The sequence below is a fragment of the Azospirillum largimobile genome (genome assembly GCF_977007025.2).
In genome coordinates, this window is sequence record NZ_CDRMUA020000005.1 from 148,142 (window position 1) to 173,661 (window position 25,520).

Here is a 25,520-nt window from a genome sequence, read left to right on the forward strand (position 1 = left end):
CTTTCAAGGAGCCGGCGGAAGCGAATCGATCCGCGGGGGCGGTGATGGCCGACGGCTGCAACAGGGGCGAAATGGCGGAAGAGGCCCGGCGGGAGTCCGCCGGGGATGTGTTGGAGTTCGCCGCCGAGACCGTCGATGCGGCCGGCGTTCGGCAGAACCCGCCCTGGCAGATCCTGATCGTCGACGACGACCACGAGGTCCATGCCATCACCCGCGTCGTCCTCGGCGAAATGACGTTCGAGGAGCGGCCGGTCCGCTTCCTGTCCGCCTACACCGCGCGGCAGGCGCGGTCGCTGCTGGCCGAGAATCCGGGGATTGCCGCCATCCTGCTGGACGTGGTGATGGAGACCGACGATGCCGGGCTGAAGCTGGTCCGCCACATCCGCGAGGAGATGGGCAACCGGCAAATCCGCATCATCCTGCGCACCGGCCAGCCGGGGCAGGCGCCGGAGCGGCAGGTGATCGCGGCCTATGACATCAACGACTACAAGGCCAAGAGCGAGCTGACGGCGCAGAAGCTCTACACCGCCACCGTCGCGGCCCTGCGCTCCTACCAGCATATCGCCGCCATCGAACGCGGCCGGCAGGGATTGGAGCGGGTGATGGAGGCGGCCGTCCATCTGGCCGGCCTGAGGTCGCGGTCCCAGTTCCTGGCCGGTTTGGTGGGACGGGCGTCCGCCCTGGTGACTAACGCCACCACCGCCCTGCTGTGCGGGGCCGGGGAGGACGGAGGCGTGACGATCCTCGCCGAAGCCGGGTTGCCGGCCGATCCGCCGGCGGAGGCCGTGGCCGACATCGCCGCCGCGCTGGCCGCCGCACCGGGCGATGGGCAGGTGCGATGGGGCGCGCGGCACGGCGTGGCCGTCCTGCGCGGCCGTGATTCGGCGCCGCTGGCTCTCTGCCTGCTCGGCGGGCCGTTTGCGGAGGGCGACCGGCCGCTGCTGGAACTGCTTTGCACCAAGGCGGCGGTCGGGTTGGACAATCTGCGGCTCTACGAGCGGCTGAACGAGGCGCAGGTCGCCACCGTCCATGCGCTCGGCAAGCTGGCGGAGTACAAGGACGAGGTCACCGGCGACCATGTGAAGCGGCTGGGCCGCTGGGCCACGGCGATCGCGCGCGAACTGCACGCCCGCGGCGACTTTCCGCAAGAGCTGGACGACTGGTTCTGCGACACCATCGGGCTGGCCAGCGTGCTGCACGACGTGGGCAAGGTCGGCATCCCGGATGCCATCCTGCGCAAGCCCGGCCGGCTGGACGAGGCGGAGATGGCCGTCATGCGCGACCACGCCTCCATCGGCGGCAGCATCCTGCGCGACGCCTGCGGCGGCGACCGGCGCGGCTACCTGTCGATGGGGGCGGAGATCGCCGAGAGCCACCACGAGAAATTCGACGGCAGCGGCTATCCGCATGGGCTGGCGGGCGACGCCATTCCGCTCTCCGGCCGCATCGTCGCCGTCGCCGACGTCTTCGATGCGTTGCTGCACCGCCGCCCCTACAAGAAGGCGTGGGACATCGCCGAGGTGCTGGATCTGCTGCGTGCCGAATCGGGCCGCCATTTCGACCCGCGCGTCGTCGACGCCTTCCTGGCGGTGCTGACGCGGGAAGGGGCGGGGGTGTAGCCGCCCCCCTGCGGAGGGTCAGAGACCCAGCACGTTCCGCATGTTGTAGAGGCCCGGCGTCTTGTCCTGCGCCCACAGGGCGGCGCGGACGGCGCCCCTGGCGTAGATTTGGCGGCCGGAGGCCTTGTGGGTCAGCTCGATCCGCTCACCCTCGCTGGCGAAGATCACGGTGTGGTCGCCGATCACGTCGCCGCCGCGCAGCGTGGCGAAGCCGATCTCGCCGCGCGGACGGGCGCCGGTGTGGCCGTCGCGGACCTTCTGCCAGACATCCTCCAGCTTGACCCCGCGCCCGGCCGCCGCGGCATGGCCGAGGCCCAGCGCGGTGCCCGACGGCGCGTCCACCTTGCGGCGGTGGTGCATCTCCAGGATGTCGATGTCGAAGTCGTCGTCCAGCGTGTGGGCGACCTGCTCCACCAGCGCCAGCAGCAGGTTGACGCCCAGCGACATGTTCGGCGACTGGATGATCGCCGTGTGGGTGGCCGCGGTGGCGATGGCCGCCTGCTGCGACGGGTTCAGGCCCGTGGTGCCGACGACCAGCACGGTTTCGGACTGGGCGGCCAGGGCGGCGTGACGCTCCGTCGACTCCGGGCTGGTGAAGTCGATCACCGCATCGGCCTCCGCGAACAGGGTGACCGGGTCGTCGATGGCGGTCACGCCCAGCGGGTCGAGCCCGGCCAGCACGCCCAGGTCCTTGCCCAGCGCCGGGCCGCCCACCCGCTCGGTTCCGCCGGCCAGCGTGCAGCCCGCGGTCGCCGCGATCTCGCGCACCAGCATCTGCCCCATGCGCCCCGCGCACCCGACGACACCGATCTTCATGACGCCCATCCCCTGTTCAGCGTTCCGGTCGGACTTTTCCGCCCTCTCAGCGGTTTAGCACAGGCCCGGCCTGGGCTTAAGCGCCAAGGCAACCGCGCAGCGATGCGGCGAGGTTGCGCAGCAGGGTGGGGTAGAGCGCCTCGCCCTCCGGCAATTCGGCACCTTCGGGGTCGAGCACGCCGGTCCTGGCCTTGGTGCCCTCCACCACCGTCTGGACCAGCGCGGGTTCGAACTGCGGTTCGGCGAAGACGCAGGCCGCACCCAGCCCGCCGATCTTGGCGCGGATCGCCGACAGCCGCTTGGCGGACGGGCGGCGGTCCGGGCTGACGGTGATGGAGCCGACCGCCGACAGGTCGTAGCGTGCCTCGAAATACTGGTAGGCGTCATGGAAGACGACGAAGGGCTTGTCCTTCATCGGCGCCAGCGCGGCCTTCAGCTCCGCGTCCAGCGCGTCGAGCTGCTGCAGCGTGCGGTCGGCGTTGGTGCGATAGGTCTCGGCGCCGGCGGGGTCCTTGGTTGCAAGCGCCTCCGCCGTAGCGGTCACGATGGCGCGGGCATTGGCGGGATCGAGCCAGATGTGGCTGTTCAGTTCCTCGTGCTCTTCGGCATGATCGTGGCCCTTATGGTCGTGTTTATGATCATGACCTCCCTTGTGGCCATGATCATGCGCCTCCCAGGCACCGCCCTCGCGGGTTTCCAGCAGGGTCAGGCCCTTCAGGTCCATCAGCGTCAGCCGCGTCGCCTTGGGCGCATTGGCCTTCAGCGGCTTTTCCAGGAAGCTCTCAAGCTCCGGTCCGACCCAGACCACCAGATCGGCGGCCGACAGCGCCTTCGCGTCGGACGGCTTCATCGTGTAGCTGTGCGGCGATGCGCCGCCGCGCACCAGCAGCGTCGGCTCGCCCACCCCGTGCATGACCGACGCGACCAGGGAGTGGATCGGCTTGATCGACACCACCACCTTCGGCACCTCGGCATGGGCCGGCAACGCGGCGGCTGCGGTCAGGGCTGCGGTCAGGGTGGTGAACAGCGCGAATCGGCGCATGGGAGGGATCCTCTCGACTTGCTGGACAGGCTGCTGGTTTCAGCGCATAGGGAAGCGACGTTCACTTTGGTGTCACGTTATAACATAACATGTCAACACCCCACCCAAGCCGCGATACCTCCGCGCTCTTCGCCGGCCCGCTCGCCTGGACCGAGGATCTGACCGTCCGCTTCGGCCGCCGCACCGTACTGGACCGCGTCAACGTCGCCGTCCAGCCGGGGGAGGTGGTGACGCTGATCGGCCCCAACGGCGCCGGCAAGACGACGTTGGTGCGCGCCGTGCTGGGGCTGGTGGCGCCCGACGGCGGACGGGTGCTGCGGCGCCCGAACCTGCGCATCGGCTACATGCCGCAGAAGCTGTCGGTGGATCAGACGCTGCCGCTGACCGTGCGCCGGTTCCTGAAGCTCTGGCGGCCGGTGACCGCCGACCGGGTGGAAGCGGCGCTGGAGGAGGCCGGGGTGGCGCGGCTGGCCGACTCGGCGGTGCAGACCATTTCCGGCGGCGAGATGCAGCGGGTCCTGCTGGCCCGCGCCCTGTTGGGCGACCCGGACCTGCTGGTACTGGACGAGCCGGACCAGGCGGTGGACGTCCATGGGCAGGCGGAGCTGTTCCACCGCATCGCCCAGGTGCGGCAGCGGCGCGGCTGCGGCGTGCTGCTGGTCAGCCACGACCTGCACACGGTGATGGCGCGCACCGACCGGGTGGTGTGCCTGAACGGCCATGTCTGCTGTTCCGGACGGCCGGAGGATGTCAGCCGGCATCCGGAATATCATGCGCTGTTCGGCGGCCATGCCGGCGACCTCGCCGTCTATGTCCATCATCACGACCACGCCCATGCCGAGGACGGCAAGGTCGTGCCCGATCATGACGGGGGCTGCTGCCATGGATGATTTCGTGATCCGCGCCCTGATCGCCGGCGGCGGCATCGCCCTGCTGGCGGGGCCGCTGGGATCCTTCGTGGTGTGGCGGCGCATGGCCTATTTCGGCGACACGCTGGCCCATTCGGCTCTGCTGGGCGTGACGCTGGGCTTCCTGCTGGGCGTCAACCCGATGGTCGGCGTGATGGCGGTTTGCGTGGCGCTGGCGCTGGCGCTGGTGGCCTTGCAGCGGCGGCGCAACCTTGCGGCGGACACGCTTCTGGGCATCCTGTCGCATGGCTCGCTGTCGCTGGGGCTGGTGGCTTTGGCCTTCCTGGAGACGCTGCGCGTCGACCTGATGGCCTATCTGTTCGGCGACATCCTGTCGGTGACCGACGGCGACCTGATGGCGATCTATGGCGGCGGCGCGGTGGCGCTGACCGGGCTGGCGCTGCTGTGGCGCCGGCTGCTGGCGGTGACGGTGGACGAGGATCTGGCGCGGGTGGAGGGCATGCCGGTCGACGCACTGCGGTTGGCCTTCATGCTGCTGATCGCGCTGGTGATCGCCATCGCCATGAAGATCGTCGGCATCTTGCTGATCACCTCGCTGCTGATCATCCCGGCAGCCGCCGCCCGCCGCTTCGCCCGCACGCCGGAAGGCATGGCGGCGCTGGCATCGGTCCTGGGCGTCCTGGCGGTGGTCGCCGGACTGCTGGCGTCGCTGAACTGGGATTTGCCGGGTGGCCCAAGCGTGGTTGTCGCCGCCGCCGCCCTGTTCCTGCTGGGATCGCTGGTGCCGTTGCGGCGCTGACCGCAATCGGGGAAAGAATACGACTGCGTGAGTTTCCCGTTTGCGGACGTGCCCGCCTGCGCCATAGTCCGCGGGCGGACGCGATGGCGGAAGGGCCGCCATCGCCGCCGCACGAACGGAGGGCTTGAGGATGGAACGCTTCCTCACTCTCCTGATCCTGGTGCTGGAGATCGTCAAGCGGCTGCTTGACCTTCTGATGCACTAAGATCGGGCGGGCGGGCCGGGGAGTACCAGTCCTCGGCCTGCCTACCCCCGATATTGGTGTTGCACCCGCCCGCTGTCAACGGGGTGCCCAAAAACACTCATTCGTCGATGTTGCGCGCCAGCACTTCGCGTTTGCCGGAGTGGTTGGGCTTGCTGACCACCCCTTCGGTCTCCATCCGCTCGATCAGGCGGGCGGCGGAGTTGTAGCCGATGCGCAGCTGGCGCTGGATGAAGCTGGTCGACGCCTTGCGCTCGCGGCAGACCACCGCCACCGCCTTGTCGTAGAGGTCGTCGCCCGACCCGCCGCCGGTGCCGGGCAGGCTGCCGTCATCGAAGGACTCCTCGCCCTCCTCGTCCTCCAGGATGGCGTCGACATAATTCGGCTCGCCCTGCGCCTTGAGGAACCTGACGATCTGCTCGACCTCGTGGTCGGAGACGAAGGGGCCGTGGACGCGGGTGATGCGACCGCCGCCGGCCATGTAGAGCATGTCGCCCTGGCCCAGCAGCTGTTCGGCGCCCTGTTCGCCCAGGATGGTGCGGCTGTCGATCTTGCTGGTGACCTGGAAGCTGATGCGGGTCGGGAAATTGGCCTTGATGGTGCCGGTGATGACGTCCACCGACGGGCGCTGCGTCGCCATGATGAGATGGATGCCGGCAGCGCGCGCCATCTGGGCCAGACGCTGGATTGCCGCCTCGATGTCCTTGCCGGCGACCAGCATCAGGTCGGCCATTTCGTCGACGATGACCACGATGTAGGGCAGTTCGGTGAGGTCGAGCGGCTGTTCCTCGAACAGCGGCTTGCCGGTGTCGGGGTCGAAGCCGGTCTGGACGCGGCGGGTCAGCGACTCGCCGCCCTCGCGCGCCTCGCGCAGGCGGGCGTTGTAGCCCTCGATGTTGCGCACGCCCAGCTTGGACATGTTGCGGTAGCGGTCCTCCATCTCCCGCACCGTCCATTTCAGGGCGACCACCGCCTTCTTGGGGTCGGTGACGACGGGCGTCAGCAGATGGGGGATGCCCTCATAGACCGACAGCTCCAGCATCTTGGGGTCGATCATGATGAAGCGGCAACGCTCCGGCGGCAGCCGGTAGAGCAGCGACAGGATCATCGTGTTGATCGCCACCGACTTGCCCGAGCCGGTGGTGCCGGCGACCAGCAGGTGGGGGAAGCGGGCGAGGTCGGCGACCACCGGCTGGCCGCCGATGTCCTTGCCGAGCGCCAGCGCCAGCTTGCCGCCATGCTTGTCGAAGCCTTCCGCCGCCATCAACTCGCGCAGCAGCACGGTCTCGCGCTTGGCGTTCGGCAGCTCGACGCCGATGACGTTGCGGCCGGGCACCACGGCGACACGCACCGACACGGCGCTCATGGAACGGGCGATGTCGTCGGCAAGGCCGATGACGCGGGACGATTTGGTGCCGGGAGCCGGTTCCAGCTCGTACAGGGTGACGACCGGGCCAGGATGGACCTTCTGGATCTCGCCGCGCACGCCGAAATCGCCCAGCACGCCTTCCAACTGGCCGGCGTTGCGCTGAAGCGCCGCCTCGTCCAGCTGTTCGCCGCGGATGCCGGTGGGCGGCACCTGCAGCAGGTCGAGCGGCGGCAGCTCGTAGCCCGGCGGCCCGTCTTCCTCGCCCAGCGGCAGGCGGTGCTGGAAGGTGCCGGCCTTGTCGCCCCTGCTCTCCGGCGCGGTGGTTTTCGGTGGGGTGACGATGGGGACCGGGCGCAGCGGCTTGTCGGCGGCGGACGGCGTGGCCGGCAGCGGCACCGGCCCGGCGTCCAGGCCGGCGGGGGGAAGCGGATCGACGCGCACGGCATCGTCGAAGCGGGGGCCTTTGCGCTTGGAAGCCTCATCGCCGCGCAAGGCGTCGTCCACGGCGATAGAGGCGGTCTGCACCGCGGCCTGCGCCGCGTTGCGGCCATGGCGGCGCAGCGCGTCGACGCTGTTGCGGGCGCCGTGGCGGATCAGATGAACGCCGTTCACCGTGCCGCGGCCAAGCGCGCGGAAGCTGGCGATCCATTCGCCGATCGTCAGGCCGGCCGCCAGGAACAGCACCAGCCCGCCGCCGACCGCGGCGACGGTCGCCACCATCGGCTCGGCCCCGAACAGGTTGCCGACGCCGCGCAGCAGGATCTGGCCGATGCTGCCACCGGGCAGCGGGGCGAGCGGATCGCTGGAGGCGTGGGTCAGGCCGGCCAGCGCCATCGACACCAGGATCACCCCCCACAGGGCCAGCACGGTGCGGAACAGCGGGTTCCCCAGCTTGCGCTGGGCGCCGAGCCGCCAGCCCCAGAACATCGGCACCAGCGCGATGACGAAGGCGGCCCAGCCCAGCGACTGGATCAGAAGGTCGGCGACATAGGCGCCGGGGGGGCCGAACAGGTTGTGGGTGTCCCCCGCCGTGGCGGGAACCGAGTTCAGCGAAGCGTCGCGCGGGTCGTAGCTGCCCAGCAGCACCATCAGCAGCAGCCCGAACAGCCCCAGCACGAAGCCCATCGCCTCGCGCGCGCGGGCGACGACGAAGGCGCGCATGGCCGGGGAGAAGAAGGGCGGCTTTTCCTGCCGGCTGCGGCCGGCACGCAGGCGGTCCTTCCCCGGATCCTTGGCGCCCAACTCCTTGCCGCCGTCGCGGGGCGACCCCTTGCGCGGGCTGGGGGCGGTCCGTCCCAGGCTGGGCCGGGGGCGCGCGGAGGTGGGGCCGGCGGGTCGGGCCATGGGGCGGAAACCTCGTGCTGTAGAAACCGAAAAGACGGGCTGGTCGGAGCAGGGACTGGCCGGAACCGGTCAGCCGAGAATGCGGACGATGGCGGCGCAGGCCTGGGCGACGGTGTCGGTGTCCTGCACCAGGGCCACGCGGATGAAGGCCTCGCCGGGGTTCGGCTCGCCGGGGTTGCTGCGCGACAGATAGGCGCCGGGCAGCACGCGGACGGCGCCCTCCGCCCACAGCCGCTTGGCCGCCTCCTCGCCGTCGCCGACCTCCAGCCACAGGAAGAAGCCGCCGGCCGGCCGGTGATAGCCGTAGCGCCCGCCAAGCTCCGCCTCCGCCGCCGCGAACTTGGCGCGGTAGGCGGCGCGATTCTCCTCGACATGCGCCTCGTCGCGCCACAGCGCGGTGCTGGCGGCCAGGATCGGCAGCGGCATGCCGGCACAGCCGTAGCTGCGCAGGCGGGAGAAGCGCCCGATCAGCGCCGGGTCGCCGGCGACGAAGCCGGAGCGCAGGCCGGCGGCGCTCGACCGCTTGGAGAGGGAATGGAAGACCAGCAGGTTGGCCCAGGGCTTCCCGTCCTCGTGCGGCAGGGCGGTTGCGACCTGGAGGGCGCCGACCGGCGGCGCGTCCAGCCAGATCTCGGCATAGCACTCGTCGACCGCCAGCACGAAACCGTATTGCCGCGCCAGCCCGATGGCCTTGGCCAGATAGGCCGGCGAGGCCGCGGCGCCCTGCGGGTTGGCGGGGGTGCAGAGATAGAAGAGGGCGGTGCGTTCCAGCAACTCCGGAGTCAGCGCGTCGAGGTCGGGCAGGAAGCCGGTCTCGCGCGTGGCCGACAGGAACACCGGCTCCGCCCCCGCCATCACCGCCGCCCCTTCGTAAGGAGCGTAGAACGGGTTCGGCATCAGGACCGCCGGCTGGCGCCCGGCCTTGCGAGTCGGCACCGCCAGCAGGGCCAGCATGAACAGCGCCTCGCGCGTGCCGGACAGCGGCAGGATCGAGCTGTCGGCATGCAGCAGCCCGGCCGGCAGATCGTAGCGGCGGTTCAGCCAGTCGCCGGCGGCGGCGCGGAATTCCGGCGTGCCGCCGACCGGCGGATACTTGTTCCAGCCGGCGGCGTTGGCGCGCAGCGTCTCTTCGATGATGGCGGGCGGGGTGTGCTGCGGCTCGCCCACCGTCAGCAGGATGGGGGCGACATTGGCGCGCGGGGTGATCGGCGCCAGCAGGTTGGCCAGCCGGGTGAAGGGATAGTCGGTCAGCAGGTCGAGCCGATCGTTGCCGATCGCCTCGGTGAAGACGGCACCGCTGTTCACGCTGAAATCGGCAGAGACCATGACGACCGGAACCCTCTTCCCACCCCGGGTGCCGCACCCCGGCCAGGGGCGACGGCCACGCCTTACGAGCGACCGATCCTATCGGCGGGGCACGGGGGGCACAAGCGCCCAAAGCCCTTGATTGCGGCTGAGCGCGGCAGGTGGCCGAACGGTCACAGGGGAGTCATTCCCTTTCCTGTGCCAGCATTATACCCGGATAATAGTGACTCCCATATTCCATCCGGGTAAAACACCGTTCTCACAACCGGAGTCCATCCATGTCCGTCACCGCCGAGACCCTCTGCACCGCCTTCCGGGGCGAGCGACGCCTTTCCGCCGGAGATGCGCTGAGCGTCGCACGGGCGTTGCGGGCGGTATTGGACGCGGAACCGGACGGACCGCCGGTGCTGGTGTTCGACGATGCCACCGGAAAGGCGGTCGACCTCGATCTGCGGGGAAGCGATGAGGAGGTCGCGTGGCGTCTTGCTCCCCCGCCGAGGGGGCCGGGCCGGCCGAAGCTGGGGGTAGTCGCGCGGGAGGTGACGCTGCTGCCGCGTCATTGGGAATGGCTGAACGCCCAGCCGGGCGGGGCGTCGGTGGCGCTGCGCAAGCTGGTGGACGAGGCGTGCAAGGGGAACGAGGCGAAGGACCGCGTGCGCCGTGCGCAGGAGGCCGCCTATCGCGTCATGCTGGAACTGGCCGGCGACCGGCCGGGCTATGAGGAGGCGGTTCGGGCGCTCTATGCCGCGGACCGCACGCGGTTCGACGCGTTGACGGCGGACTGGCCGGCGGACCAGCTGGACTATGTCCGGAGGCTGGCGGCGGATGCGTTTTCCGGCTGAGAATTTTGCCGGCTGAGAAAGCGGACAGGCGCGCAGACGCGCGCCCGTCATTGCCAGCAGCTTTGGGGCCGGCAGCTTGGGGCCGGAGCCTTACAGCGCCTCGGAGTTGGTCTCGCCGGTGCGGATGCGCACGGCCTGGGCGATCTCCAGCACGAAGATCTTGCCGTCGCCGATGCGGCCGGTGTTGGCGGCCTTCTGGATCGCCTCGACCACCTGCTCGTACTGGTCGTCGGACACCGCGACCTCGACCTTCACCTTGGGCAGGAAGCTCACGGAATATTCGGCGCCGCGGTAGATTTCCGTCTGGCCCTTCTGGCGGCCGAAGCCCTTGACCTCGCTGACGGTCAGGCCCTGGATCCCGAGCGACGTCAGCGCCTCGCGCACTTCGTCGAGCTTGAACGGCTTGATGATGGCCATAACCAGTTTCATGTGGCTTCCCCTTAAAGCGTTGTTCCGGCCGCGGATAAAGGCTGTGGCCGCCAGTTGCGGTTCCAGTCCGGCCCGACAGCCGTCCCGTCCTTCCGCTGATATGGCCCAAGCCTGTTCGCGTCGACCGCAAAAAGCAACGATTACAAGAATCGTGCCGGTTGAAATGCGCCGCAACAATGGGAATATGCCTGTTGATTGGGCGCTCAAAAGGGCGGCATCTGCTCAAAAATTGCTCAGCGTCAATCTGTCCGGTGCATGGCGACCGCCGGCCGGGGACAGGAGACTGGACAGGACGCCCCCGTGCGACAATTGTTTCACCGCGCGTGGCGCCGGCAAGGTTCAAGCCCGGCCGGCCGGCCGCAGCGCAGGCACAAGAAGGCGAGAGGGCAGCGAGCATCATGGCCGTACCGGGCACCGAATCGGGCAACGCGACCGTCCCCCCCCAGGGAGGTGTCGGCGGCGACATCACCACCGAGGTCGTGGTGCTGGGCGGCGGTCTGGCCGGGCTGACCATGGCGGCGGCGCTGGCCAGCGCCGGCGTGCCGGTGGTCTGCATCGACCAGGACAGCCCGGAACGCAAGGGCGGCGGGGATTTCGACATCCGCACCACCGCCATCTCCTATGCCTCGAAGATGGTGCTGGAGGCGGCGGGGGTCTGGCGCCACATGGCCGATCAGGCCGGTCCGATGCTGGACATCCGCATCGCCGACCAGTTCTCGCCCCTGTTCATCCATTACGACCACACCGAACTGGCGATGGAGGGCAAGCACCAGCCCTTCGGCTGGATCCTGGACAACAAGGACATCCGCCGCGCCTTGTTCACCCGCGCGGCCGAGCTGCCGGGGCTGGTCCATCTGGCGCCGGCCAAGGCGACGGCGGTGGAGCGCACGCGGTCCGGTGTTTCCGTCACGCTGGCCGACGGGCGGACGGTGCGCGGCCGGCTGCTGGTCGGCGCCGACGGGCGTCGGTCGCTGGCGCGCGAGAGCGCCGGGATCAGGGTGCGGCGCTGGTCCTACGACCAGAGCGCCATCATCTGCACCATCCGCCACACCGAGCCGAACAAGGGCGTCGCGGTCGAGCATTTCCTGCCCAACGGCCCCTTCGCCGTCCTGCCGATGACGGACAACCGCTGTTCCATCGTGTGGAGCGAGAAGACCTCGCTGGTCGACACCTACCTCGCTCTGCCCGACGACCAGTTCATCGACGAACTGCAACGGCGGTCCGGCGGTTACCTGGGCGAGATCACGCTGCTGACCAAGCGCGAGGCCTGGCCGCTGTCGGTGCTGCTGGCCGACCGCTTCGTCGCCGACCGGCTGGCCCTGGTGGGGGAGGCGGCGCACGCCATCCACCCCATCGCCGGGCAGGGGCTGAACCTGGGCATGCGCGACGTCGCGGCATTGGCTGAGGTGGTGGTCGACGCCTATCGCCTCGGCCTCGACGTCGGCGGGCCGGAGGTGCTGGCCCGCTTCCAGCGCTGGCGCCGCTTCGACACCGTGCTTCTGGCGGCGGTGTGCGACGGGCTGGTCCACCTGTTCTCCAACAGCATCCCGCCGTTGAAGCTGGCGCGCAACCTGGGCATGGCGGCGATCAACCGCCTGCCGCCGGTCAAGCGCTTCTTCATGAAGCACGCCATGGGCGTGGTCGGCGACCTGCCCCGGATGATCCGGGGCCAGCCGCTTTGAAGCAGCCACTTTGAAGCAGCCACTTTGAAGCAGCCACTCTGCCGGCACCGGTAATCCTTGGCAGCCAGGGGCGGACGCCTTATGTCCGCCACACTGCCCGGCCAAGCAATACGGGCCACTACGACCAAGGATGAAGATCGTGCTTCGCCGCCTCTTCCGCTCTCTGTTTCCTGGCGCTCTCCTGTCCGCCGCCCTTCTGGCTCCGCTGCCGGCCGTGCTCGCTCCGTCCGCCGCCGTCGCCGCGCCGGCCTCGCCCGTGTCGCTGTCGGCGCAGGACCAGGCCATCGTCGCCAAGGTGGAGGAGTATCTGAACGACATCACCACCCTGCAGTCGAAGTTCCTGCAGGTGGCGCCCAACGGGCGGCAGGCGACCGGCACCTTCTATCTGTGGCGGCCCGGACGGATGCGGCTGGAGTACGACCGGCCGCTGAAGGATTTCATCGTCGCCGACGGCAGCTTCGTCTTCTATTGGGACGGCGAGATGCGCCAGCAGTCGAGCGCCCCGATCGGATCGACGCTGGCCGACTTCATCCTGCGCAAGAACATCCGCCTGTCGGGCGACGTGACCGTCACCGAGGTGTTCCAGGCCCCCGGCGTGATCGAGGTCAGCCTGCTGGAGACCAAGGACCCCGGCAAGGGCACCCTGACCCTGGTGTTCGAGGACCGCCCCTTCCAGCTGCGCAAGTGGCGCGTGCTGGACGCCCAGGGCATGACCACCGAGGTCGCCCTGCTGAACCCGCGCACCGATGTCACCTTCGACCGCGAGATGTTCTATTTCAAGGAGCCGGCGCGCGGATCGGACTTCGGCCGCGGCAACTGAGCGGGCCGATATCGTCCCCGCCGAGCGCGGCAACAAAACCCTTCGCCTCCTGTTGTCATTTCGCAAGACGGGCAGCAGGAGGCGTTTCATGTCCTACGATCCGGCACGGCGGGCGACGCTTGAGCCCGCAAGCCGCCTGCACAGCATGAACATGCTGCTGGCGCGCAACTGGTGGGCGCTGGCGCTGCGCGGGGCGGCGGCCGTCCTGCTTGGGATATTGGCGTTGATGATGCCCGGCGTGACGGTGGCGACCCTGGCGCTGACCTTCGCCGCCTATCTGCTGCTGGACGGCGTCTTCGCCATCCTGGCCGGCATCCGCGCCTCCCGCCACCATGAACGCTCGCTGCCCTTCATCCTGGAGGGCGTCGTCAGCCTGGTCGCCGGCATCGTCGCCGCGCTGTGGCCGGCCGCCAGCCTGTTCGCCCTGGTCTTCCTGATCGCCGCCTGGTCGGTCATCACCGGCTTCGCCGAGGTGATGAGCGCCTGGCGCATGGACCGCACCCACGGCAAATGGGCCTGGGGCGTGGCCGGCGTGCTGTCGATCCTGTTCGGCCTCAGCATGTGGGTGCTGCCGGCGCTGGGTCTGCTGGCGCTCGCCTGGGGTGTGGCGGCCTATTTGATCGCGTTCGGGATGCTGGCGCTGGTGACCGCCTTCCGGCTGCGGCGCTGCCATCAGGAAAACAGCGGCTCCGGCGGTGGGATGGCGACGGCGGCGTAAGGGGGGCGGGAACCGTCTGACCCAGCCGGCCGTTTTCCTGGTGCGGGTCATATCGACCGGTGGGGGAGGACGGAACGGAATGGATGGCGGATTGACGGACTGGCTGGTGCACACCATGCACCACCTCCACTATATCGGGATCTTCCTGCTGGTGGCGCTCGCGCGGATCTTCCCGCCGCTGCCGGCCGAGTCGGTGATCCCGCTGGCCGGGATCGGGGCGGCGACCGGAGAGTTCACGCTGGTCGGGGTCGCCATCGCCGGCGGGCTCGGCTCGCTGGCCGGGCAGTTGGTGTGGTTCCTGCCCAGCCGGCTGATGGGCCGCGACCGGCTTGAGGCCTTCCTGAAGAAATACGGTCCCTGGCTGACCATCAACCCGAAGAAGGTGCGGCAGAGCACCGACTGGTTTGCCAAGCACGGCGGTATCGCCGTGCTGTTCTCGCAGCCGGTGCCGGGGGTGCGGACCCTGATCTCGATCCCGGCCGGGGCATGCAGGATGTCGATCCTGAACTATTCGCTGGCCTCGGGGATCGGCTCGATCCTTTGGACGGCGCTGCTGGCCTGGACCGGCTACATGCTGTCCACCTGGCCCTTCGCGCATCGGCTGATCGGCTATTTCACCGTCGGGCTGCTGGTGGTGCTGGTCGGGCTCTATCTGTGGCGGCTGACCAAGCACCTGCATCTGCTGCGCAAGGGAACCGCGGCGCCGGACGCCCCTTCCGCCACGCCGACCGCAGGCTGCTGACGGTCAGGCCCCCAAATATCAGGCCCAGGCCATGCCGACGATGCCGGTCGCGGCCATGCCCAGCGCCCACAGGCCGAAAACGCCGAGCGCCACGCCGGTGCAGTGGTTCAGCATGGTCAGCCCGCGGTCGGAGATGCGGTGGCGGACGGCGGCGACGCCCATCGACAGCGTCATCCACCAAAGCGACGATCCGATGAAGACGCCCAGCACCAGGGTCGAGGCCTCCAGCCGGTCCAGCGTGCCGCCCAACCCGAACCCGGCGAAGATGGCGATGAAGGCCATGATGGTCGCCGGGTTGGTCAGGGTCAGCGACAGCCCGGTCATGAAGCCGGTGAACCAGGATTTGGTGTCGGGGGCGGAGGCCGCCTCCCGCTCTTCCGCGTCGGGCTGCTGGCGGAAGGTGCGGATCGCCACCACCAGCAGGAAGATGCCGCCGATCAGCTGGAAGGCCGTCTCGTGCCCGCGCAGGAAGCTGAGTGCCGCCGACACGCCGAAGGCGGCGATGGCGCCATAGATGGTGTCGGCCACCGCGGCGCCGAATCCGGTGAAGAAGCCCATCAGGGGGCCGTGCTGCAGGGTGCGGCGGATGCACAGAAGACCGATCGGCCCCACGGGTGCGGCGATGGCGAATCCGAGAACGATTCCCTGCAAAAGCACCCAGACTTCATCCACCGAGCGTCGCCCCCGAATTCTTCGCCAATTCCTGTCGCCAATTCCTGTGGCCGTTCCCATGGCCGGCCGGCTGCGGCAATGCGCCACCGGTTCGACGCAACGACTATCGGCGGGGGTGATAAACGCCCCCGTTCCCGTCGTCAACCGGGGGCGCCGCGATTTGCTGCACCCTGTCGTCCGCTTTCCCTGTTGTGCGGAATGATGGCGGGGTTATCCTTTGGGTCAAGTTTCGGCTTTCCGGAGTGGGTGGGACATGAAGACGCGTATCCTTGCCGCCATGCTGGCGATGACGGCGATCACGGCGGTCGGCCCCCAGGCGCTGGCGCAGGACTTCACGCCGGCCGTGGTGTTCGACCAGGGCGGCAAGTTCGACAAGTCCTTCAACGAGGCCGCCTACAACGGCGCCGAGCGCTTCAAAAGGGAGACCGGCACCGCCTATCGCGAGTTCGAGATCACGAACGAGGGGCAGCGCGAACAGGCCATGCGCACGCTGGTCCGCCGCGGCGCCTCGGTGATCGTCGCCGTCGGCTTCTCGCAGACCGCGGCGGTGGAGAAGGTGGCGAAGGAGTCGCCCAACACCAAGTTCTGCCTGATCGACGACAAGCTGGAGGCACCCAACGTCCAGTCCGTGACCTTCAAGGAGGAGGAGGGATCCTTCCTGGTCGGCATGGCGGCGGCGCTGGCGTCGAAGACCGGCAAGGTCGGCTTCATCGGCGGCATGGACATCCCGCTGATCCGCAACTTCCTGACCGGCTACGAGCAGGGCGTGAAGCATGTCGCGGCCAGCGACGAGGTGTTCGTCAACATGACCGGCACCACGCCGGCTGCCTGGAACGATCCCGGCCGCGGTGCCGAGCTGGCCAAGAGCCAGTTCGCGCGCGGCGCCGACGTGGTCTTCGCCGCGGCGGGCGCCACCGGCCTCGGCGTGATGCAGGCGGCGTCGGATGCCGGCAAGCTCGCCATCGGCGTCGACAGCAACCAGAACCACGTCCATCCCGGCAAGGTGCTGACCTCCATGGTCAAGCGGGTCGACGTCGTCGTCCATGACTGCATGAAGTCGGCGAAGGACGGCAGCTGGAAGGCCGGACACCGCGTCGTCGGCCTGAAGGAGGACGGCGTCGGCTATGCGTTGGACGAGCATAACCGCAAGCTGATCACGCCGGAGATGGAAGCCAAGCTGGAGGAGGCCGAGAAGCAGATCATCGCGGGCTCGCTGGCGGTCAAGCCCTACAAGCCCTGATACGATCTCTGGGACCGGTCCAGCCGATGATGCAGGAAAGCCCGCCGCCCGCCCGCTCCGGCATCGCTCTGGAAACGGTGGCGATCAACAAGTGGTTCGGCACCAACCATGCCAACCGCGACGTGTCGCTGTCCGTGCCGGCCGGAACCATCCATGGGGTGATCGGCGAGAACGGCGCCGGGAAGTCGACGATCATGAGCATCGTCTACGGCTATCTGCGCGCCGATGGCGGGGAGATCCGGGTGAACGGCAATCCTGCCGCCATCCGGACGCCGCGCGACGCGCTGGCTGCCGGCATCGGCATGGTCCACCAGCACTTCATGCTGGTCGACCCCTTCAGCGTGCTGGAGAATGTCCTGTTGGGGGCGGAAGGCGGGGTGACCCTGTCGGGCGGCCTCGCCCGCGCCAGGGCAGAGCTGACGCGGCTGGCCCGCGACTATGGGCTGGAGGTCGATCTCGACAGCCCGGTCGGCGACCTGCCGGTCGGTGCCCAGCAGCGGGTGGAGATCCTGAAGGCGCTCTACCGCGGCGCCGACATCCTGATCCTGGACGAGCCCACCGGCGTGCTGACCCCGCAGGAGGCCGACCATCTGTTCCGCATCCTGCGGGCGTTGCGCCAGCAGGGCAAGACGGTGATCATCATCACCCACAAGCTCCGCGAGATCATGGAGCTGACCGACAACGTCACGGTGATGCGGCGCGGGCAGGTGGTCGCCAACGTCGCCACCCGCGACACCAGCCGGGAGCAGTTGGCCGAGCTGATGGTCGGCCGCAAGGTTCTGCTGCGCGTCGACAAGGCGCCGGCCAAGCCGGGGGCGGAGGTGCTGCGGGTCGAGGGGTTGCGGGTGCGCGATCCGTCGGGCGTGGAGCGGGTGAAGGGCGTCGGCCTGTCGGTGCGGGCGGGCGAGATCGTCGGCATTGCCGGGGTGTCCGGCAACGGCCAGTCCGAACTGCTGGAGGCGCTGGCCGGCATGCGGCCCATCGCCGGCGGCTCGATCCGGCTGCGGGGGGAGGAACTGGCCGGCCATGCGAACCGCTTCAACGCCCGCGCGCTGCGCGGGCTCGGTGTCGGCCATGTGCCGGAGGACCGGCAGAAGGTCGGACTCGTCACCGGGTTTTCGGCGGAGGAGTGTTCGATCCTGGGGTTCCAGGACGATCCGGCCTGGAACGGGCGGGTGCTGCTGGACCGCGACTCCATCGCCGCCAACTGCGCCCGCCAGATGGAGGATTACGACACCAGGCCGCGCGACGGCACGCTGGCGGCGGCCAATTTCTCCGGCGGCAACCAGCAGAAGATCGTGCTGGCGCGCGAGATCGAACGGAATCCCGACCTGCTTCTGGTCGGGCAGCCGACCCGCGGCGTCGATATCGGCGCCATCGAGTTCATCCACCGCCGGCTGGTGGCCCTGCGCGACCAGGGCAAGGCCATCCTGCTGGTCTCGGTGGAACTGGATGAGATCCGCGCCCTGGCCGACCGCATCGTCGTGATGTTCGACGGCCACATCGTCGGCGAGGTTCTGCCGGACGAGGCGGACGAAAAGACGCTGGGGCTGATGATGGCCGGCTGCAACTGACGGCCGTCACCTCCCAGGGCGATCGCATATGGGGATTCGAGCAACGACTTTGCGTGTCGGATGCCCTTCTCCCCTTGTGGGAGAAGGGTTGGGATGAGGGGTGCGGAGGCCGTAGGCCGTTGGGAACATTGGATTTGCTACCCCTCACCCCAACCCCTCTCCCACAAGGGGAGAGGGGCTTTCCCCTCCAAAGAACTCCAAATGCGATAGCCCAGCGTCATCTCCCAGGTGGTTACTCCACCATCCCCAGCGCTTCCTTGTACAGCTCCAGGATGGCTTCCTGCTCCTGGCGGTCGGCCTTGTCCATCTTCCGCAGGCGGATGATCTGACGGATGATCTTGGTGTCGAAACCGGTGCCCTTCGCCTCGGCGTAGACTTCCTTGATGTCTTCCTGCAGGCCGCGCTTTTCCTCTTCGAGACGCTCGATGCGCTCGACGAAGGACTTCAGGCGATCAGCCGCGATGCCGCCGACGTCGGACATGGCAAAACCTCAAACGATGGGGGTGTTCTGGAACAGGGGCGGGACAATATCGGCGGGCGGGGGGATTGGCAAGCCGACGATGTGCCCCGGCCGGACGGGGCGGGACTGCGCCTGCGTCATCACGTCGCGCTGGTTCCTTCGTATACCCGGTGCCGCCGCGCGGATTTGAACAGCCCGTGGCTGGTTTGTCTTATTATCTGAAACAATCGTACGATAGGCTCACGCAGCCATTCCCTTTGTTGCGATGCACTGTATAGGCTGGTATTACCATCGAGGGGTTCGGCTTCACAAAGTCACACGGATGCGGCATGTATGCCCGTCGTCTGGGCCGATGACCCATGGGGGATGCCGGGATCGGCGTATCTGAGGCAGGGGAGTCTTATCAAATGAAAGTCGCCATTCCAAAGGAGCGACGTGCGGGCGAACTTCGCGTGGCCGCCTCACCGGAAACGGTGAAGAAATTGAAGGGTTTGGGACTGGACGTGGTGGTGGAGAGCGGGGCCGGTCTCGGTTCCAGCCTTCCCGACGCGGCCTATGAGGCGGCGGGGGCCGCCATCGCCGCCGATGCCGCGTCCGCGCTGGCCGATGCCGACATCGTGCTGAAGGTCCAGCGGCCGCTGATCGCCGCCGAAGGGGACGTGGACGAGCTGGCGCTGATGCGCCGGGGCACGCTGCTGTTCGCCATCCTCAACCCCTACAACAGCCGCGACCATGTGAAGGCCTACGCCGATGCCGGCGTGAACGCCTTCGCCATGGAGTTCATGCCGCGCATCACCCGCGCCCAGGTCATGGACGTGCTATCCTCCCAGGCCAACCTCGCCGGCTACAAGGCCGTCGTCGATGCCGCCTCGGAATACGGCCGCGCCTTCCCGATGATGATGACCGCCGCCGGCACCGTTCCGCCAGCGCGCGCCTTCATCATGGGCGTTGGCGTCGCCGGCCTGCAGGCCATCGCCACCGCCAAGCGCCTCGGCGCCATCGTCTCGGCGACCGACGTGCGCCCGGCGGTGAAGGAGCAGGTCCAGTCTCTGGGCGGCAGCTTCGTCGCCGTCGAGAACGAGGAGTTCCGCCAAGCGGAGACCGCCGGCGGCTACGCCAAGGAGATGTCCGACGACTACAAGCGCCAGCAGGCCGCACTCGTCGCCGAGCACATCAAGAAGCAGGACCTCGTCATCACCACCGCGCTGATCCCCGGCCGCAAGGCGCCGATCCTGGTGACGGCGGAGCATGTGGCGTCGATGAAGCCGGGCTCGGTCATCATCGATCTGGCGGTGGAGCAGGGCGGCAACGTCGAGGGCGCCAAGCTGGGCGAGGTGGTGACCACGGCCAACGGCGTGAAGATCGTCGGCCATGCCAACTACGCCAGCCGCATCGCCGAGTCTGCCTCGCTGCTCTACGCCAAGAACCTGCTGGCGCTGCTGACCTCGCTGCACGGCAAGGAGACGGGCGTGGCCGTCAACTGGGACGACGAGATCGTCAAGGCCATCGCGCTGACCCGCGACGGCGCCGTCGTCCACCCCGCCTTCGCCGGCTGACCGGGCGCCTGAGGAGACTTACCGCAATGGACCAGACCCAACTGTCCGCCCGTATTGCCGAGCTCAAGGCAAACCTCGCGGCGCTGAGCCAGCAGGCCGACCAGCTGGCTGCCCAGGTCGCACACTCGGCGCAGCCCGCCGTGGAGGCCGCCGGCGGCCATGGCGACTTCTTCGTCACCGGCCTGACGGTGCTCGTGCTGGCCTGCTTCGTCGGCTACTACGTCGTCTGGCGCGTCACCCCGGCCCTGCACTCGCCGCTGATGGCCGTCACCAACGCCGTGTCCTCGGTCATCATCGTCGGCGCGCTGATCGCCGCCGGACCGGCCGGTTTCGGCTTCTCGAAAGTCCTGGGCTTCCTCGCCGTCATCCTGGCGTCCGTCAACATCTTCGGCGGCTTCCTCGTGACCCAGCGCATGCTCTCCATGTTCAAGAAGAAGGGCAAGTAAGACCATGGAAACCTTGTCGGCCCTTCTCTATCTCGTCGCCTCCATCTGCTTCGTCATGGCGTTGCGCGGGCTCTCCAGCCCGGAGACCTCGCGCCAGGGCAACATCTACGGCATGGTCGGCATGACCATCGCCATCCTGACCACGCTGGCCTCGCCCATCGTCCAGTCCTACTGGATGATCGTGCTCGGCATCGCCATCGGCGGCGCCATCGGCTATGTGGTGGCCAAGAAAATCGAGATGACGGCGCTGCCGCAGCTGGTCGCCGCCTTCCACTCGCTGGTCGGCCTCGCCGCCGTCTTCGTGGCGCTCGCCGCCTTCTACTCGCCGGAGGCCTACGGCATCGGCGTGGCCGGCGCCATCGCCAAGGGCTCGCTGGTCGAAATGGCGCTCGGCACCGCCATCGGCGCCATCACCTTCACCGGTTCGCTGGTCGCCTTCGCCAAGCTGCAGGGTCTCGTCACCGGCAAGCCGCTGGTCTTCCCGATGCAGCACCCGCTGAACGCGGCGCTGGGCGTGCTGACCGTCATCCTCATCATCTGGCTGGTGCAGTCGAACTCGACCGCCGCGATGTGGCTGATCGTGCTGGTGGCGCTGGCTCTCGGCTTCCTGCTGATCCTGCCGATCGGCGGCGCCGACATGCCGGTGGTCATCTCGATGCTGAACAGCTATTCCGGCTGGGCGGCCTGCGGCATCGGCTTCACCCTGCAGAACAACCTGCTGATCATCACCGGTGCGCTGGTGGGCTCCTCGGGCGCGATCCTGTCCTATATCATGTGCAAGGGCATGAACCGCTCGATCTTCAACGTCATCCTCGGCGGCTTCGGCGGCGAGAGTGCCGCTGCCGGCGGTCCCGCCAAGGGTCCGCAGGGCTCGGTCAAGGCCGGTTCGGCCGAGGACGCCGCCTACATCATGAAGAACGCCCAGTCGGTCATCATCGTCCCCGGCTACGGCATGGCGGTGGCGCAGGCGCAGCATGCCCTGCGTGAAATGGCCGACGTGCTGAAGCATGAAGGCGTGGACGTGAAGTACGCCATCCACCCGGTGGCGGGCCGCATGCCCGGTCACATGAACGTGTTGCTGGCCGAGGCCAACGTGCCCTATGACGAGGTGTTCGAGCTGGAGGACATCAACCGCGACTTCGGCACCGCCGACGTGGCCTTCGTCATCGGCGCCAACGACGTGACCAACCCCGCGGCCAAGACTGATCCGACATCGCCGATCTACGGCATGCCGATCCTGGATGTGGAGAAGGCCAAGACGGTGTTCTTCATCAAGCGCGGCATGGCCGCCGGCTATGCCGGCGTCGAAAACGAGCTGTTCTTCCGCCCCAACACCATGATGCTGTTCGGTGACGCCAAGAAGGTCACCGAAGAGGTGGTGAAGGCGATGGAAGCCTGATCGGCATCCATCTGCGGTTGACCGGAACCAGTTGACCATGAAGGGCGCGGGGGCGAAGCTTTCCGCGCCCTTTTCTTTGGGCCGAAAAAAGACAAGAGAGGATGCGGAAGCCATGGCCGCCTACATCATCGCCGACGTGCGTGTGACCGACCCGGTCGCCTATGAGGTCTACAAGTCGCTGACCCCCGATGCGATCGCCAAAAACGGCGGGCGTTTCCTCAGCCGCGGCGGCGAGACGGCGGTTCTGGAAGGCGATTGGCAGCCCAACCGCATCGTCATCCTGGAATTCCCGGACTTGGGCAGCGCCAAGGCCTTCTACGACAGCCCGGAATACCGCAAGGCGCGAGAGGCCCGGCGCGATGCCGCCGACTTCAAGATGATCGTGGTGGAGGGGCTGTAACGCGCCGGGCGCGCCGTTACCATCGGTTACACAACGCCGCCCGCGGGACACACGGCGGCAACACGGTCCCGCTATCGCTTGCCGTCACCGAGAGCCGGTGGGGTCCGCCCCGCCGTCTCCCCCACTGTGACGGAAGTCCGGATATGGACGAAGACGACTTTGCCGAACCGCTCGATTCGCACATCGCGCTGTGGACCCGCATCGCGGTGGCGATCCTAATGGTGGGTGTCTCGCTCTGCGGCGTCTCGATCTACCTGCTGACGGAGATCTGAGTCCGGACCGCCGGTCCCGCGCCGAACCCGCAATTCCCGCGGTTTCCCGGCTATTCCGAACCCATGAATAACACTGTATGTGTGTGTTATTGCGAATTCCCGTGCGCAATTGTGTGAAAATCTCTCTTCCCCAAACGCGCAACCGTGCTAAATAGCGTCGGAACCCCAGTCGAGGATGATCCGATGCTCCGCCTGACCCGCCGCTCCACCCTTGCCGCCCTGGTCGCCCTCGCGTCGGCTGCCGCATCGGCCGTCGCCGTCATGCCCGGCACCGCGCGCGCCGCCGACCCGGTGAAGCTGGAGATCGGCTACATCCCGATCCTGGCCGCGTCGCCTCTGTTCATCGTCGACGGGCAGGGCTGGGCCAAGGAGGGGGGAATCGAGCTGAAGCTGACCCGTTTCGAATCCGGCCCGCACGCCATCCAGGCGATGGCCGCCGGTCAGATCGACCTGCTCTATGCCGGCGTCGCCCCGGTTCTGGTCGCCCGCACCAAGGGCGCCGACATCTCCGTCATCGCCAACTCGGCGGTGGAGGAGATGGTGGTGGCCGCCCGCGGTCCCTTCGCCAAGGCGATCGGCGCCACCCCGACCGCCGAGTCCTTCAAGAAATTCGCCGCCGATACCGGCCGCAAGCCGAAGATCGGCACCCAGCCGCCGGGCTCGGTTCCCGACACCGTGCTGAAGCACTGGCTGTTCAAGGTGGTGAAGGTCGATCCGGCCGATGTGGAACTGGTGCCGATGGGCATCGAGAAGACGCAGCAGGCCCTGCTGGCCGGCGCGCTCGACGCCGCCACCATCCGCGAGCCGACGGTGACCGTCACCCAGCAGATGGACCCGAACGTCGTCCTGGTCGCCACCGGCGCCCAGATGTTCCCCGACCAGCCCGGCACCGTCGTCTCCGCCCGCGCGGAAGTGCTGAAGAAGAGCCCCGAAGCCATCAAGGCGCTGGTCAAGGCCCACATCCGCGCCGTCGACATGATCGCCAAGGACCCGGCCGCGTCGGCGAAGCTGGTGAACAACTATCTCGGCAAGGGCCTGATGGAACCGGCGACGCTGGAGGCCGCTTTCAAGGGGCCGGGGTCCAAGTTCGTCGCCGATCCGCATTCGGTCGTGCCGGCGGTGGAGAAGATGATGGCCTTCACCAAGGAGATCGGGTCGGCCAGCGAGACCATCCCGGTGGCCGAGGCCTTCGACTTCAGCTTCTACGACGCCGTCGCCAAGTAAGCCGGCGCGCCCGGGGATATCGGAAAGCCGATGAAGACCACCAACAAGATCGCCCTGTCGGCGCTGGGCGTCGTCGTCTTCCTGCTGGCGTGGGAAGCGGTGGCGCGCAGCGGCGTGGTGCCGGCCCGGCTGCTGCCGTCGCCGAGCGCCGTGCCCGCCGCCTTCCTGACCGAGTTCAAGAGCGGCATCTGGCAGGCGATGGTGATGGCCAGCCTGTCGCATTATCTGGTCGGGCTGTCGCTGGGCACCTTCCTCGGCGTGTCCTTCGGCACGGCGGCAGCGCTGTGGGGCAAGTGGGACGCCCTCCAGGCCTGGGTCGTGCGCATGCTGCGCCCGATCCCGGCCATCGCCTGGATCCCCTTCGCCATCATCTGGTTCGGCGTCAGCGAGGCGGCGGCGTCCTTCCTGATCGCGCTGACGGTGTTCTGGATCAACTACTATGCCAGCTACGCCGCGGTGCGCGGGGTGGACAAGGATCTGATCGAGCTGGGCTATGCCTTCGGCCAGGGCGGGCTGATCCCGCGCCTGTTCAAGATCGTCCTGCCCGGCGCCCTGCCGGGCATCCTGTCCGGCCTGCGCGCCGGGCTGGGCCAGGGCTGGATGACCGTGGTCGCGGCCGAACTGTTCGGCATCTCGGGCCTCGGCATGCGGATGATGGAAGCGTCGGGCCTGCTGGCGACCCACATCGTCGTGCTCTACATGGTCACCATCGCGCTGCTCTACGGCGTGTCGGATTTCCTGTTCATGCAAGTTCAGTCGCGGGTGCTCTCATGGCAGCGGTGACCCTCTCGAAGACCGCCGCCGCGTCGGTGATCGACCTGGAAGACGTGTCGATCGGCTACGGCAAGGACGCGCCGCCGGTTCTGGTCGACGTCAACCTGTCGGTCGAGCGCGGCAGCTTCGTCGCCATCGTCGGTCCGTCGGGCGTCGGCAAGTCGACGCTGCTGCGCGTCGTCGCCGGGCTGCACACCGCCCGCAGCGGCGGCGTCACCATTCATCAGGACAAGCGTCCCGGCCATCGCCCGGTCGGGCTGGTGTTCCAGGATTCCCGCCTGCTGCCCTGGCGCCGGGTGATCCGCAACGTGGAGTTCGGGCTGGAGGGCCTGCCGGTCAGCCGCGACGAGCGCCGCCAACGGGCGGAGGCCGCGCTGAAGCTGGTCCGGCTCGACGGCTATGCCCGCCGCTGGCCCTACGAGCTGTCGGGCGGCCAGCGCCAGCGCATCGGCATCGCCCGCGCCATGGCGGTGGACCCGGACATCCTGCTGATGGACGAGCCCTTCGGCGCGCTGGACGCCATCACCCGCCACAACCTTCAGGACGAGCTGCGCCGCATCCACCAGGAGACCGGCAAGACCGTGCTGTTCGTCACCCACGACCTGGAAGAGGCGGTGCATCTGGCCGACCGCATCATCGTGCTGGGCGGCACCCCGGCGCGGGTGGTGCGCGACGTGCGCAACAGCGCCGGCCGCGACGGCTCGGTGTTTCGCGATCAGGTGGAGCAGCTGCGGTCGGAAATCGCCGACAATTACAGCATCTGATCGGAAAAGGCCGGAGAGTGCTCCTGCTCGTGCCTTGCAGGGGCATTCCCGGCTTCCTGAATTTCCCATCATAGCTCCATCGTACAATTTCCTACACGAACAGTCTCTGGCAGCCTGAACTTCGGCATGATGTTTGCTGCG

General features: G+C 68.3%; 25 protein-coding genes. 18 read left to right on the top strand and 7 right to left on the bottom strand.

Annotated elements, in window-relative coordinates; all coding sequences use genetic code 11:
* The first annotated feature begins 44 nt into the window (after positions 1–44).
* A complete protein-coding gene (locus ACWPKK_RS25385) occupies positions 45–1,619 on the top strand; it encodes an HD domain-containing phosphohydrolase (RefSeq protein WP_452009951.1) in 1,575 nt (524 codons plus the stop codon).
* 18 nt (positions 1,620–1,637) lie between these two features.
* Here ACWPKK_RS25385 and dapB read toward each other — a convergent pair whose 3' ends face one another.
* Positions 1,638–2,435, bottom strand: coding sequence for a 4-hydroxy-tetrahydrodipicolinate reductase (gene dapB / locus ACWPKK_RS25390; RefSeq protein ID WP_452009953.1), 798 nt, complete (start codon positions 2,433–2,435; stop codon positions 1,638–1,640).
* Positions 2,436–2,511: 76 nt separating this feature from the next.
* Positions 2,512–3,477: a zinc ABC transporter substrate-binding protein ZnuA gene (gene znuA / locus ACWPKK_RS25395; protein ID WP_452009955.1), complete on the bottom strand. Its 966-nt coding sequence runs from the start codon at positions 3,475–3,477 to the stop codon at positions 2,512–2,514.
* Between the two features lie 89 nt (positions 3,478–3,566).
* Between znuA and znuC the strand changes: the two genes are divergently transcribed.
* Both znuC and znuB read left to right on the top strand, forming a co-directional pair.
* Positions 3,567–4,367: a zinc ABC transporter ATP-binding protein ZnuC gene (znuC, locus tag ACWPKK_RS25400; RefSeq protein WP_452009957.1), complete on the top strand. Its 801-nt coding sequence runs from the start codon at positions 3,567–3,569 to the stop codon at positions 4,365–4,367.
* Positions 4,360–5,145 carry a zinc ABC transporter permease subunit ZnuB gene (gene znuB, locus ACWPKK_RS25405; RefSeq protein ID WP_324865064.1) on the top strand — a complete coding sequence of 262 codons (786 nt, stop codon included), beginning with the start codon at positions 4,360–4,362 and terminating at the stop codon, positions 5,143–5,145. The genes znuC and znuB overlap by 8 nt, the downstream gene beginning before the upstream one ends.
* 302 nt (positions 5,146–5,447) lie before the next feature.
* Here the strand turns inward: znuB and ACWPKK_RS25410 are convergent, their stop codons facing one another.
* Together ACWPKK_RS25410 and ACWPKK_RS25415 are read right to left on the bottom strand one after the other, a co-directional pair.
* Complete coding sequence (locus ACWPKK_RS25410; RefSeq protein ID WP_452009960.1) at positions 5,448–8,060, bottom strand: DNA translocase FtsK; 2,613 nt, start codon at positions 8,058–8,060, stop codon at positions 5,448–5,450.
* A 69-nt stretch (positions 8,061–8,129) separates the two neighbouring features.
* Positions 8,130–9,386 carry an aminotransferase class I/II-fold pyridoxal phosphate-dependent enzyme gene (locus ACWPKK_RS25415; protein WP_452009963.1) on the bottom strand — a complete coding sequence of 419 codons (1,257 nt, stop codon included), beginning with the start codon at positions 9,384–9,386 and terminating at the stop codon, positions 8,130–8,132.
* A 257-nt stretch (positions 9,387–9,643) separates the two neighbouring features.
* Between ACWPKK_RS25415 and ACWPKK_RS25420 the strand changes: the two genes are divergently transcribed.
* Positions 9,644–10,207, top strand: a complete 564-nt coding sequence (locus ACWPKK_RS25420; protein ID WP_452009965.1) for a DUF2239 family protein — start codon at positions 9,644–9,646, stop codon at positions 10,205–10,207.
* A 90-nt stretch (positions 10,208–10,297) separates the two neighbouring features.
* On the opposite strand, the gene glnK is transcribed toward ACWPKK_RS25420, so the two are convergent.
* Positions 10,298–10,636, bottom strand: coding sequence for a P-II family nitrogen regulator (glnK, locus tag ACWPKK_RS25425; protein ID WP_014189833.1), 339 nt, complete (start codon positions 10,634–10,636; stop codon positions 10,298–10,300).
* Between the two features lie 398 nt (positions 10,637–11,034).
* Between glnK and ACWPKK_RS25430 the strand changes: the two genes are divergently transcribed.
* The 4 genes from ACWPKK_RS25430 to ACWPKK_RS25445 all read left to right on the top strand — a co-directional run bounded on the left by ACWPKK_RS25430 (position 11,035) and on the right by ACWPKK_RS25445 (position 14,598).
* On the top strand, positions 11,035–12,318 hold the full coding sequence (locus ACWPKK_RS25430; RefSeq protein WP_452009968.1) for a UbiH/UbiF/VisC/COQ6 family ubiquinone biosynthesis hydroxylase: 1,284 nt from the start codon (positions 11,035–11,037) through the stop codon (positions 12,316–12,318).
* 130 nt (positions 12,319–12,448) lie between these two features.
* The gene (locus ACWPKK_RS25435; protein WP_452009970.1) at positions 12,449–13,138 is read left to right on the top strand and encodes a LolA family protein; all 690 of its coding nucleotides are present in this window, start codon (positions 12,449–12,451) and stop codon (positions 13,136–13,138) included.
* Positions 13,139–13,226: 88 nt separating this feature from the next.
* Positions 13,227–13,856, top strand: coding sequence for an HdeD family acid-resistance protein (locus tag ACWPKK_RS25440; RefSeq protein ID WP_452009972.1), 630 nt, complete (start codon positions 13,227–13,229; stop codon positions 13,854–13,856).
* Between the two features lie 79 nt (positions 13,857–13,935).
* Positions 13,936–14,598, top strand: coding sequence for a DedA family protein (locus ACWPKK_RS25445; protein ID WP_324865081.1), 663 nt, complete (start codon positions 13,936–13,938; stop codon positions 14,596–14,598).
* 18 nt (positions 14,599–14,616) lie between these two features.
* Here ACWPKK_RS25445 and ACWPKK_RS25450 read toward each other — a convergent pair whose 3' ends face one another.
* Positions 14,617–15,255 carry a LysE family translocator gene (locus ACWPKK_RS25450; RefSeq protein WP_310115156.1) on the bottom strand — a complete coding sequence of 213 codons (639 nt, stop codon included), beginning with the start codon at positions 15,253–15,255 and terminating at the stop codon, positions 14,617–14,619.
* 268 nt (positions 15,256–15,523) lie between these two features.
* Here ACWPKK_RS25450 and ACWPKK_RS25455 point away from each other — a divergent pair, with 268 nt between their 5' ends.
* Positions 15,524–16,510, top strand: coding sequence for a BMP family lipoprotein (locus ACWPKK_RS25455; protein ID WP_452009976.1), 987 nt, complete (start codon positions 15,524–15,526; stop codon positions 16,508–16,510).
* Positions 16,511–16,536: 26 nt separating this feature from the next.
* Complete coding sequence (locus ACWPKK_RS25460; RefSeq protein WP_452009979.1) at positions 16,537–18,084, top strand: ABC transporter ATP-binding protein; 1,548 nt, start codon at positions 16,537–16,539, stop codon at positions 18,082–18,084.
* A 232-nt stretch (positions 18,085–18,316) separates the two neighbouring features.
* Here ACWPKK_RS25460 and ACWPKK_RS25465 read toward each other — a convergent pair whose 3' ends face one another.
* The gene (locus ACWPKK_RS25465) at positions 18,317–18,565 is read right to left on the bottom strand and encodes a DUF2312 domain-containing protein (RefSeq protein WP_012973951.1); all 249 of its coding nucleotides are present in this window, start codon (positions 18,563–18,565) and stop codon (positions 18,317–18,319) included.
* A 386-nt stretch (positions 18,566–18,951) separates the two neighbouring features.
* Here ACWPKK_RS25465 and ACWPKK_RS25470 point away from each other — a divergent pair, with 386 nt between their 5' ends.
* The 8 genes from ACWPKK_RS25470 (at position 18,952) to ACWPKK_RS25505 (ending at position 25,379) form a co-directional block, all read left to right on the top strand.
* Positions 18,952–20,100, top strand: a complete 1,149-nt coding sequence (locus tag ACWPKK_RS25470) for a Re/Si-specific NAD(P)(+) transhydrogenase subunit alpha (protein WP_452009982.1) — start codon at positions 18,952–18,954, stop codon at positions 20,098–20,100.
* 26 nt (positions 20,101–20,126) lie between these two features.
* The gene (locus ACWPKK_RS25475) at positions 20,127–20,546 is read left to right on the top strand and encodes a proton-translocating transhydrogenase family protein (RefSeq protein WP_310115160.1); all 420 of its coding nucleotides are present in this window, start codon (positions 20,127–20,129) and stop codon (positions 20,544–20,546) included.
* A 4-nt stretch (positions 20,547–20,550) separates the two neighbouring features.
* Positions 20,551–21,945 carry an NAD(P)(+) transhydrogenase (Re/Si-specific) subunit beta gene (locus tag ACWPKK_RS25480; protein ID WP_452009984.1) on the top strand — a complete coding sequence of 465 codons (1,395 nt, stop codon included), beginning with the start codon at positions 20,551–20,553 and terminating at the stop codon, positions 21,943–21,945.
* A gap of 112 nt (positions 21,946–22,057) precedes the next feature.
* Positions 22,058–22,345: a DUF1330 domain-containing protein gene (locus tag ACWPKK_RS25485; protein WP_452009986.1), complete on the top strand. Its 288-nt coding sequence runs from the start codon at positions 22,058–22,060 to the stop codon at positions 22,343–22,345.
* Positions 22,346–22,488: 143 nt separating this feature from the next.
* Positions 22,489–22,617 (top strand): hypothetical protein, encoded by a 129-nt coding sequence (locus ACWPKK_RS25490; protein ID WP_452009988.1) that lies wholly within the window; start codon positions 22,489–22,491, stop codon positions 22,615–22,617.
* A gap of 183 nt (positions 22,618–22,800) precedes the next feature.
* Positions 22,801–23,841 (top strand): ABC transporter substrate-binding protein, encoded by a 1,041-nt coding sequence (locus tag ACWPKK_RS25495; RefSeq protein WP_452009991.1) that lies wholly within the window; start codon positions 22,801–22,803, stop codon positions 23,839–23,841.
* Between the two features lie 30 nt (positions 23,842–23,871).
* Entirely contained in the window at positions 23,872–24,624 is a 753-nt protein-coding gene (locus ACWPKK_RS25500) for an ABC transporter permease (RefSeq protein ID WP_452009993.1), read from the top strand.
* On the top strand, positions 24,612–25,379 hold the full coding sequence (locus ACWPKK_RS25505; protein WP_452009995.1) for an ABC transporter ATP-binding protein: 768 nt from the start codon (positions 24,612–24,614) through the stop codon (positions 25,377–25,379). The genes ACWPKK_RS25500 and ACWPKK_RS25505 overlap by 13 nt, the downstream gene beginning before the upstream one ends.
* The last annotated feature ends 141 nt before the right edge of the window (positions 25,380–25,520 follow it).

Bases quoted from the DNA above. Each gene is read 5' to 3' on its own strand.
- ACWPKK_RS25470 (WP_452009982.1), top strand. From the start codon at position 18,952: ATGAAAGTCGCCATTCCAAAGGAGCGACGTGCGGGCGAACTTCGCGTG.
- ACWPKK_RS25455 (WP_452009976.1), top strand. From the start codon at position 15,524: ATGAAGACGCGTATCCTTGCCGCCATGCTGGCGATGACGGCGATCACG.
- ACWPKK_RS25415 (WP_452009963.1), bottom strand. From the start codon at position 9,386: ATGGTCTCTGCCGATTTCAGCGTGAACAGCGGTGCCGTCTTCACCGAG.
- ACWPKK_RS25485 (WP_452009986.1), top strand. From the start codon at position 22,058: ATGGCCGCCTACATCATCGCCGACGTGCGTGTGACCGACCCGGTCGCC.
- ACWPKK_RS25385 (WP_452009951.1), top strand. From the start codon at position 45: ATGGCCGACGGCTGCAACAGGGGCGAAATGGCGGAAGAGGCCCGGCGG.
- ACWPKK_RS25465 (WP_012973951.1), bottom strand. From the start codon at position 18,565: ATGTCCGACGTCGGCGGCATCGCGGCTGATCGCCTGAAGTCCTTCGTC.
- ACWPKK_RS25460 (WP_452009979.1), top strand. From the start codon at position 16,537: ATGATGCAGGAAAGCCCGCCGCCCGCCCGCTCCGGCATCGCTCTGGAA.
- ACWPKK_RS25430 (WP_452009968.1), top strand. From the start codon at position 11,035: ATGGCCGTACCGGGCACCGAATCGGGCAACGCGACCGTCCCCCCCCAG.
- ACWPKK_RS25500 (WP_452009993.1), top strand. From the start codon at position 23,872: ATGAAGACCACCAACAAGATCGCCCTGTCGGCGCTGGGCGTCGTCGTC.
- ACWPKK_RS25475 (WP_310115160.1), top strand. From the start codon at position 20,127: ATGGACCAGACCCAACTGTCCGCCCGTATTGCCGAGCTCAAGGCAAAC.
- ACWPKK_RS25410 (WP_452009960.1), bottom strand. From the start codon at position 8,060: ATGGCCCGACCCGCCGGCCCCACCTCCGCGCGCCCCCGGCCCAGCCTG.
- glnK (WP_014189833.1), bottom strand. From the start codon at position 10,636: ATGAAACTGGTTATGGCCATCATCAAGCCGTTCAAGCTCGACGAAGTG.
- ACWPKK_RS25490 (WP_452009988.1), top strand. From the start codon at position 22,489: ATGGACGAAGACGACTTTGCCGAACCGCTCGATTCGCACATCGCGCTG.
- ACWPKK_RS25420 (WP_452009965.1), top strand. From the start codon at position 9,644: ATGTCCGTCACCGCCGAGACCCTCTGCACCGCCTTCCGGGGCGAGCGA.
- ACWPKK_RS25505 (WP_452009995.1), top strand. From the start codon at position 24,612: ATGGCAGCGGTGACCCTCTCGAAGACCGCCGCCGCGTCGGTGATCGAC.
- znuC (WP_452009957.1), top strand. From the start codon at position 3,567: ATGTCAACACCCCACCCAAGCCGCGATACCTCCGCGCTCTTCGCCGGC.
- ACWPKK_RS25480 (WP_452009984.1), top strand. From the start codon at position 20,551: ATGGAAACCTTGTCGGCCCTTCTCTATCTCGTCGCCTCCATCTGCTTC.
- znuA (WP_452009955.1), bottom strand. From the start codon at position 3,477: ATGCGCCGATTCGCGCTGTTCACCACCCTGACCGCAGCCCTGACCGCA.
- ACWPKK_RS25440 (WP_452009972.1), top strand. From the start codon at position 13,227: ATGTCCTACGATCCGGCACGGCGGGCGACGCTTGAGCCCGCAAGCCGC.
- ACWPKK_RS25435 (WP_452009970.1), top strand. From the start codon at position 12,449: ATGAAGATCGTGCTTCGCCGCCTCTTCCGCTCTCTGTTTCCTGGCGCT.
- dapB (WP_452009953.1), bottom strand. From the start codon at position 2,435: ATGAAGATCGGTGTCGTCGGGTGCGCGGGGCGCATGGGGCAGATGCTG.
- ACWPKK_RS25445 (WP_324865081.1), top strand. From the start codon at position 13,936: ATGGATGGCGGATTGACGGACTGGCTGGTGCACACCATGCACCACCTC.
- ACWPKK_RS25495 (WP_452009991.1), top strand. From the start codon at position 22,801: ATGCTCCGCCTGACCCGCCGCTCCACCCTTGCCGCCCTGGTCGCCCTC.
- znuB (WP_324865064.1), top strand. From the start codon at position 4,360: ATGGATGATTTCGTGATCCGCGCCCTGATCGCCGGCGGCGGCATCGCC.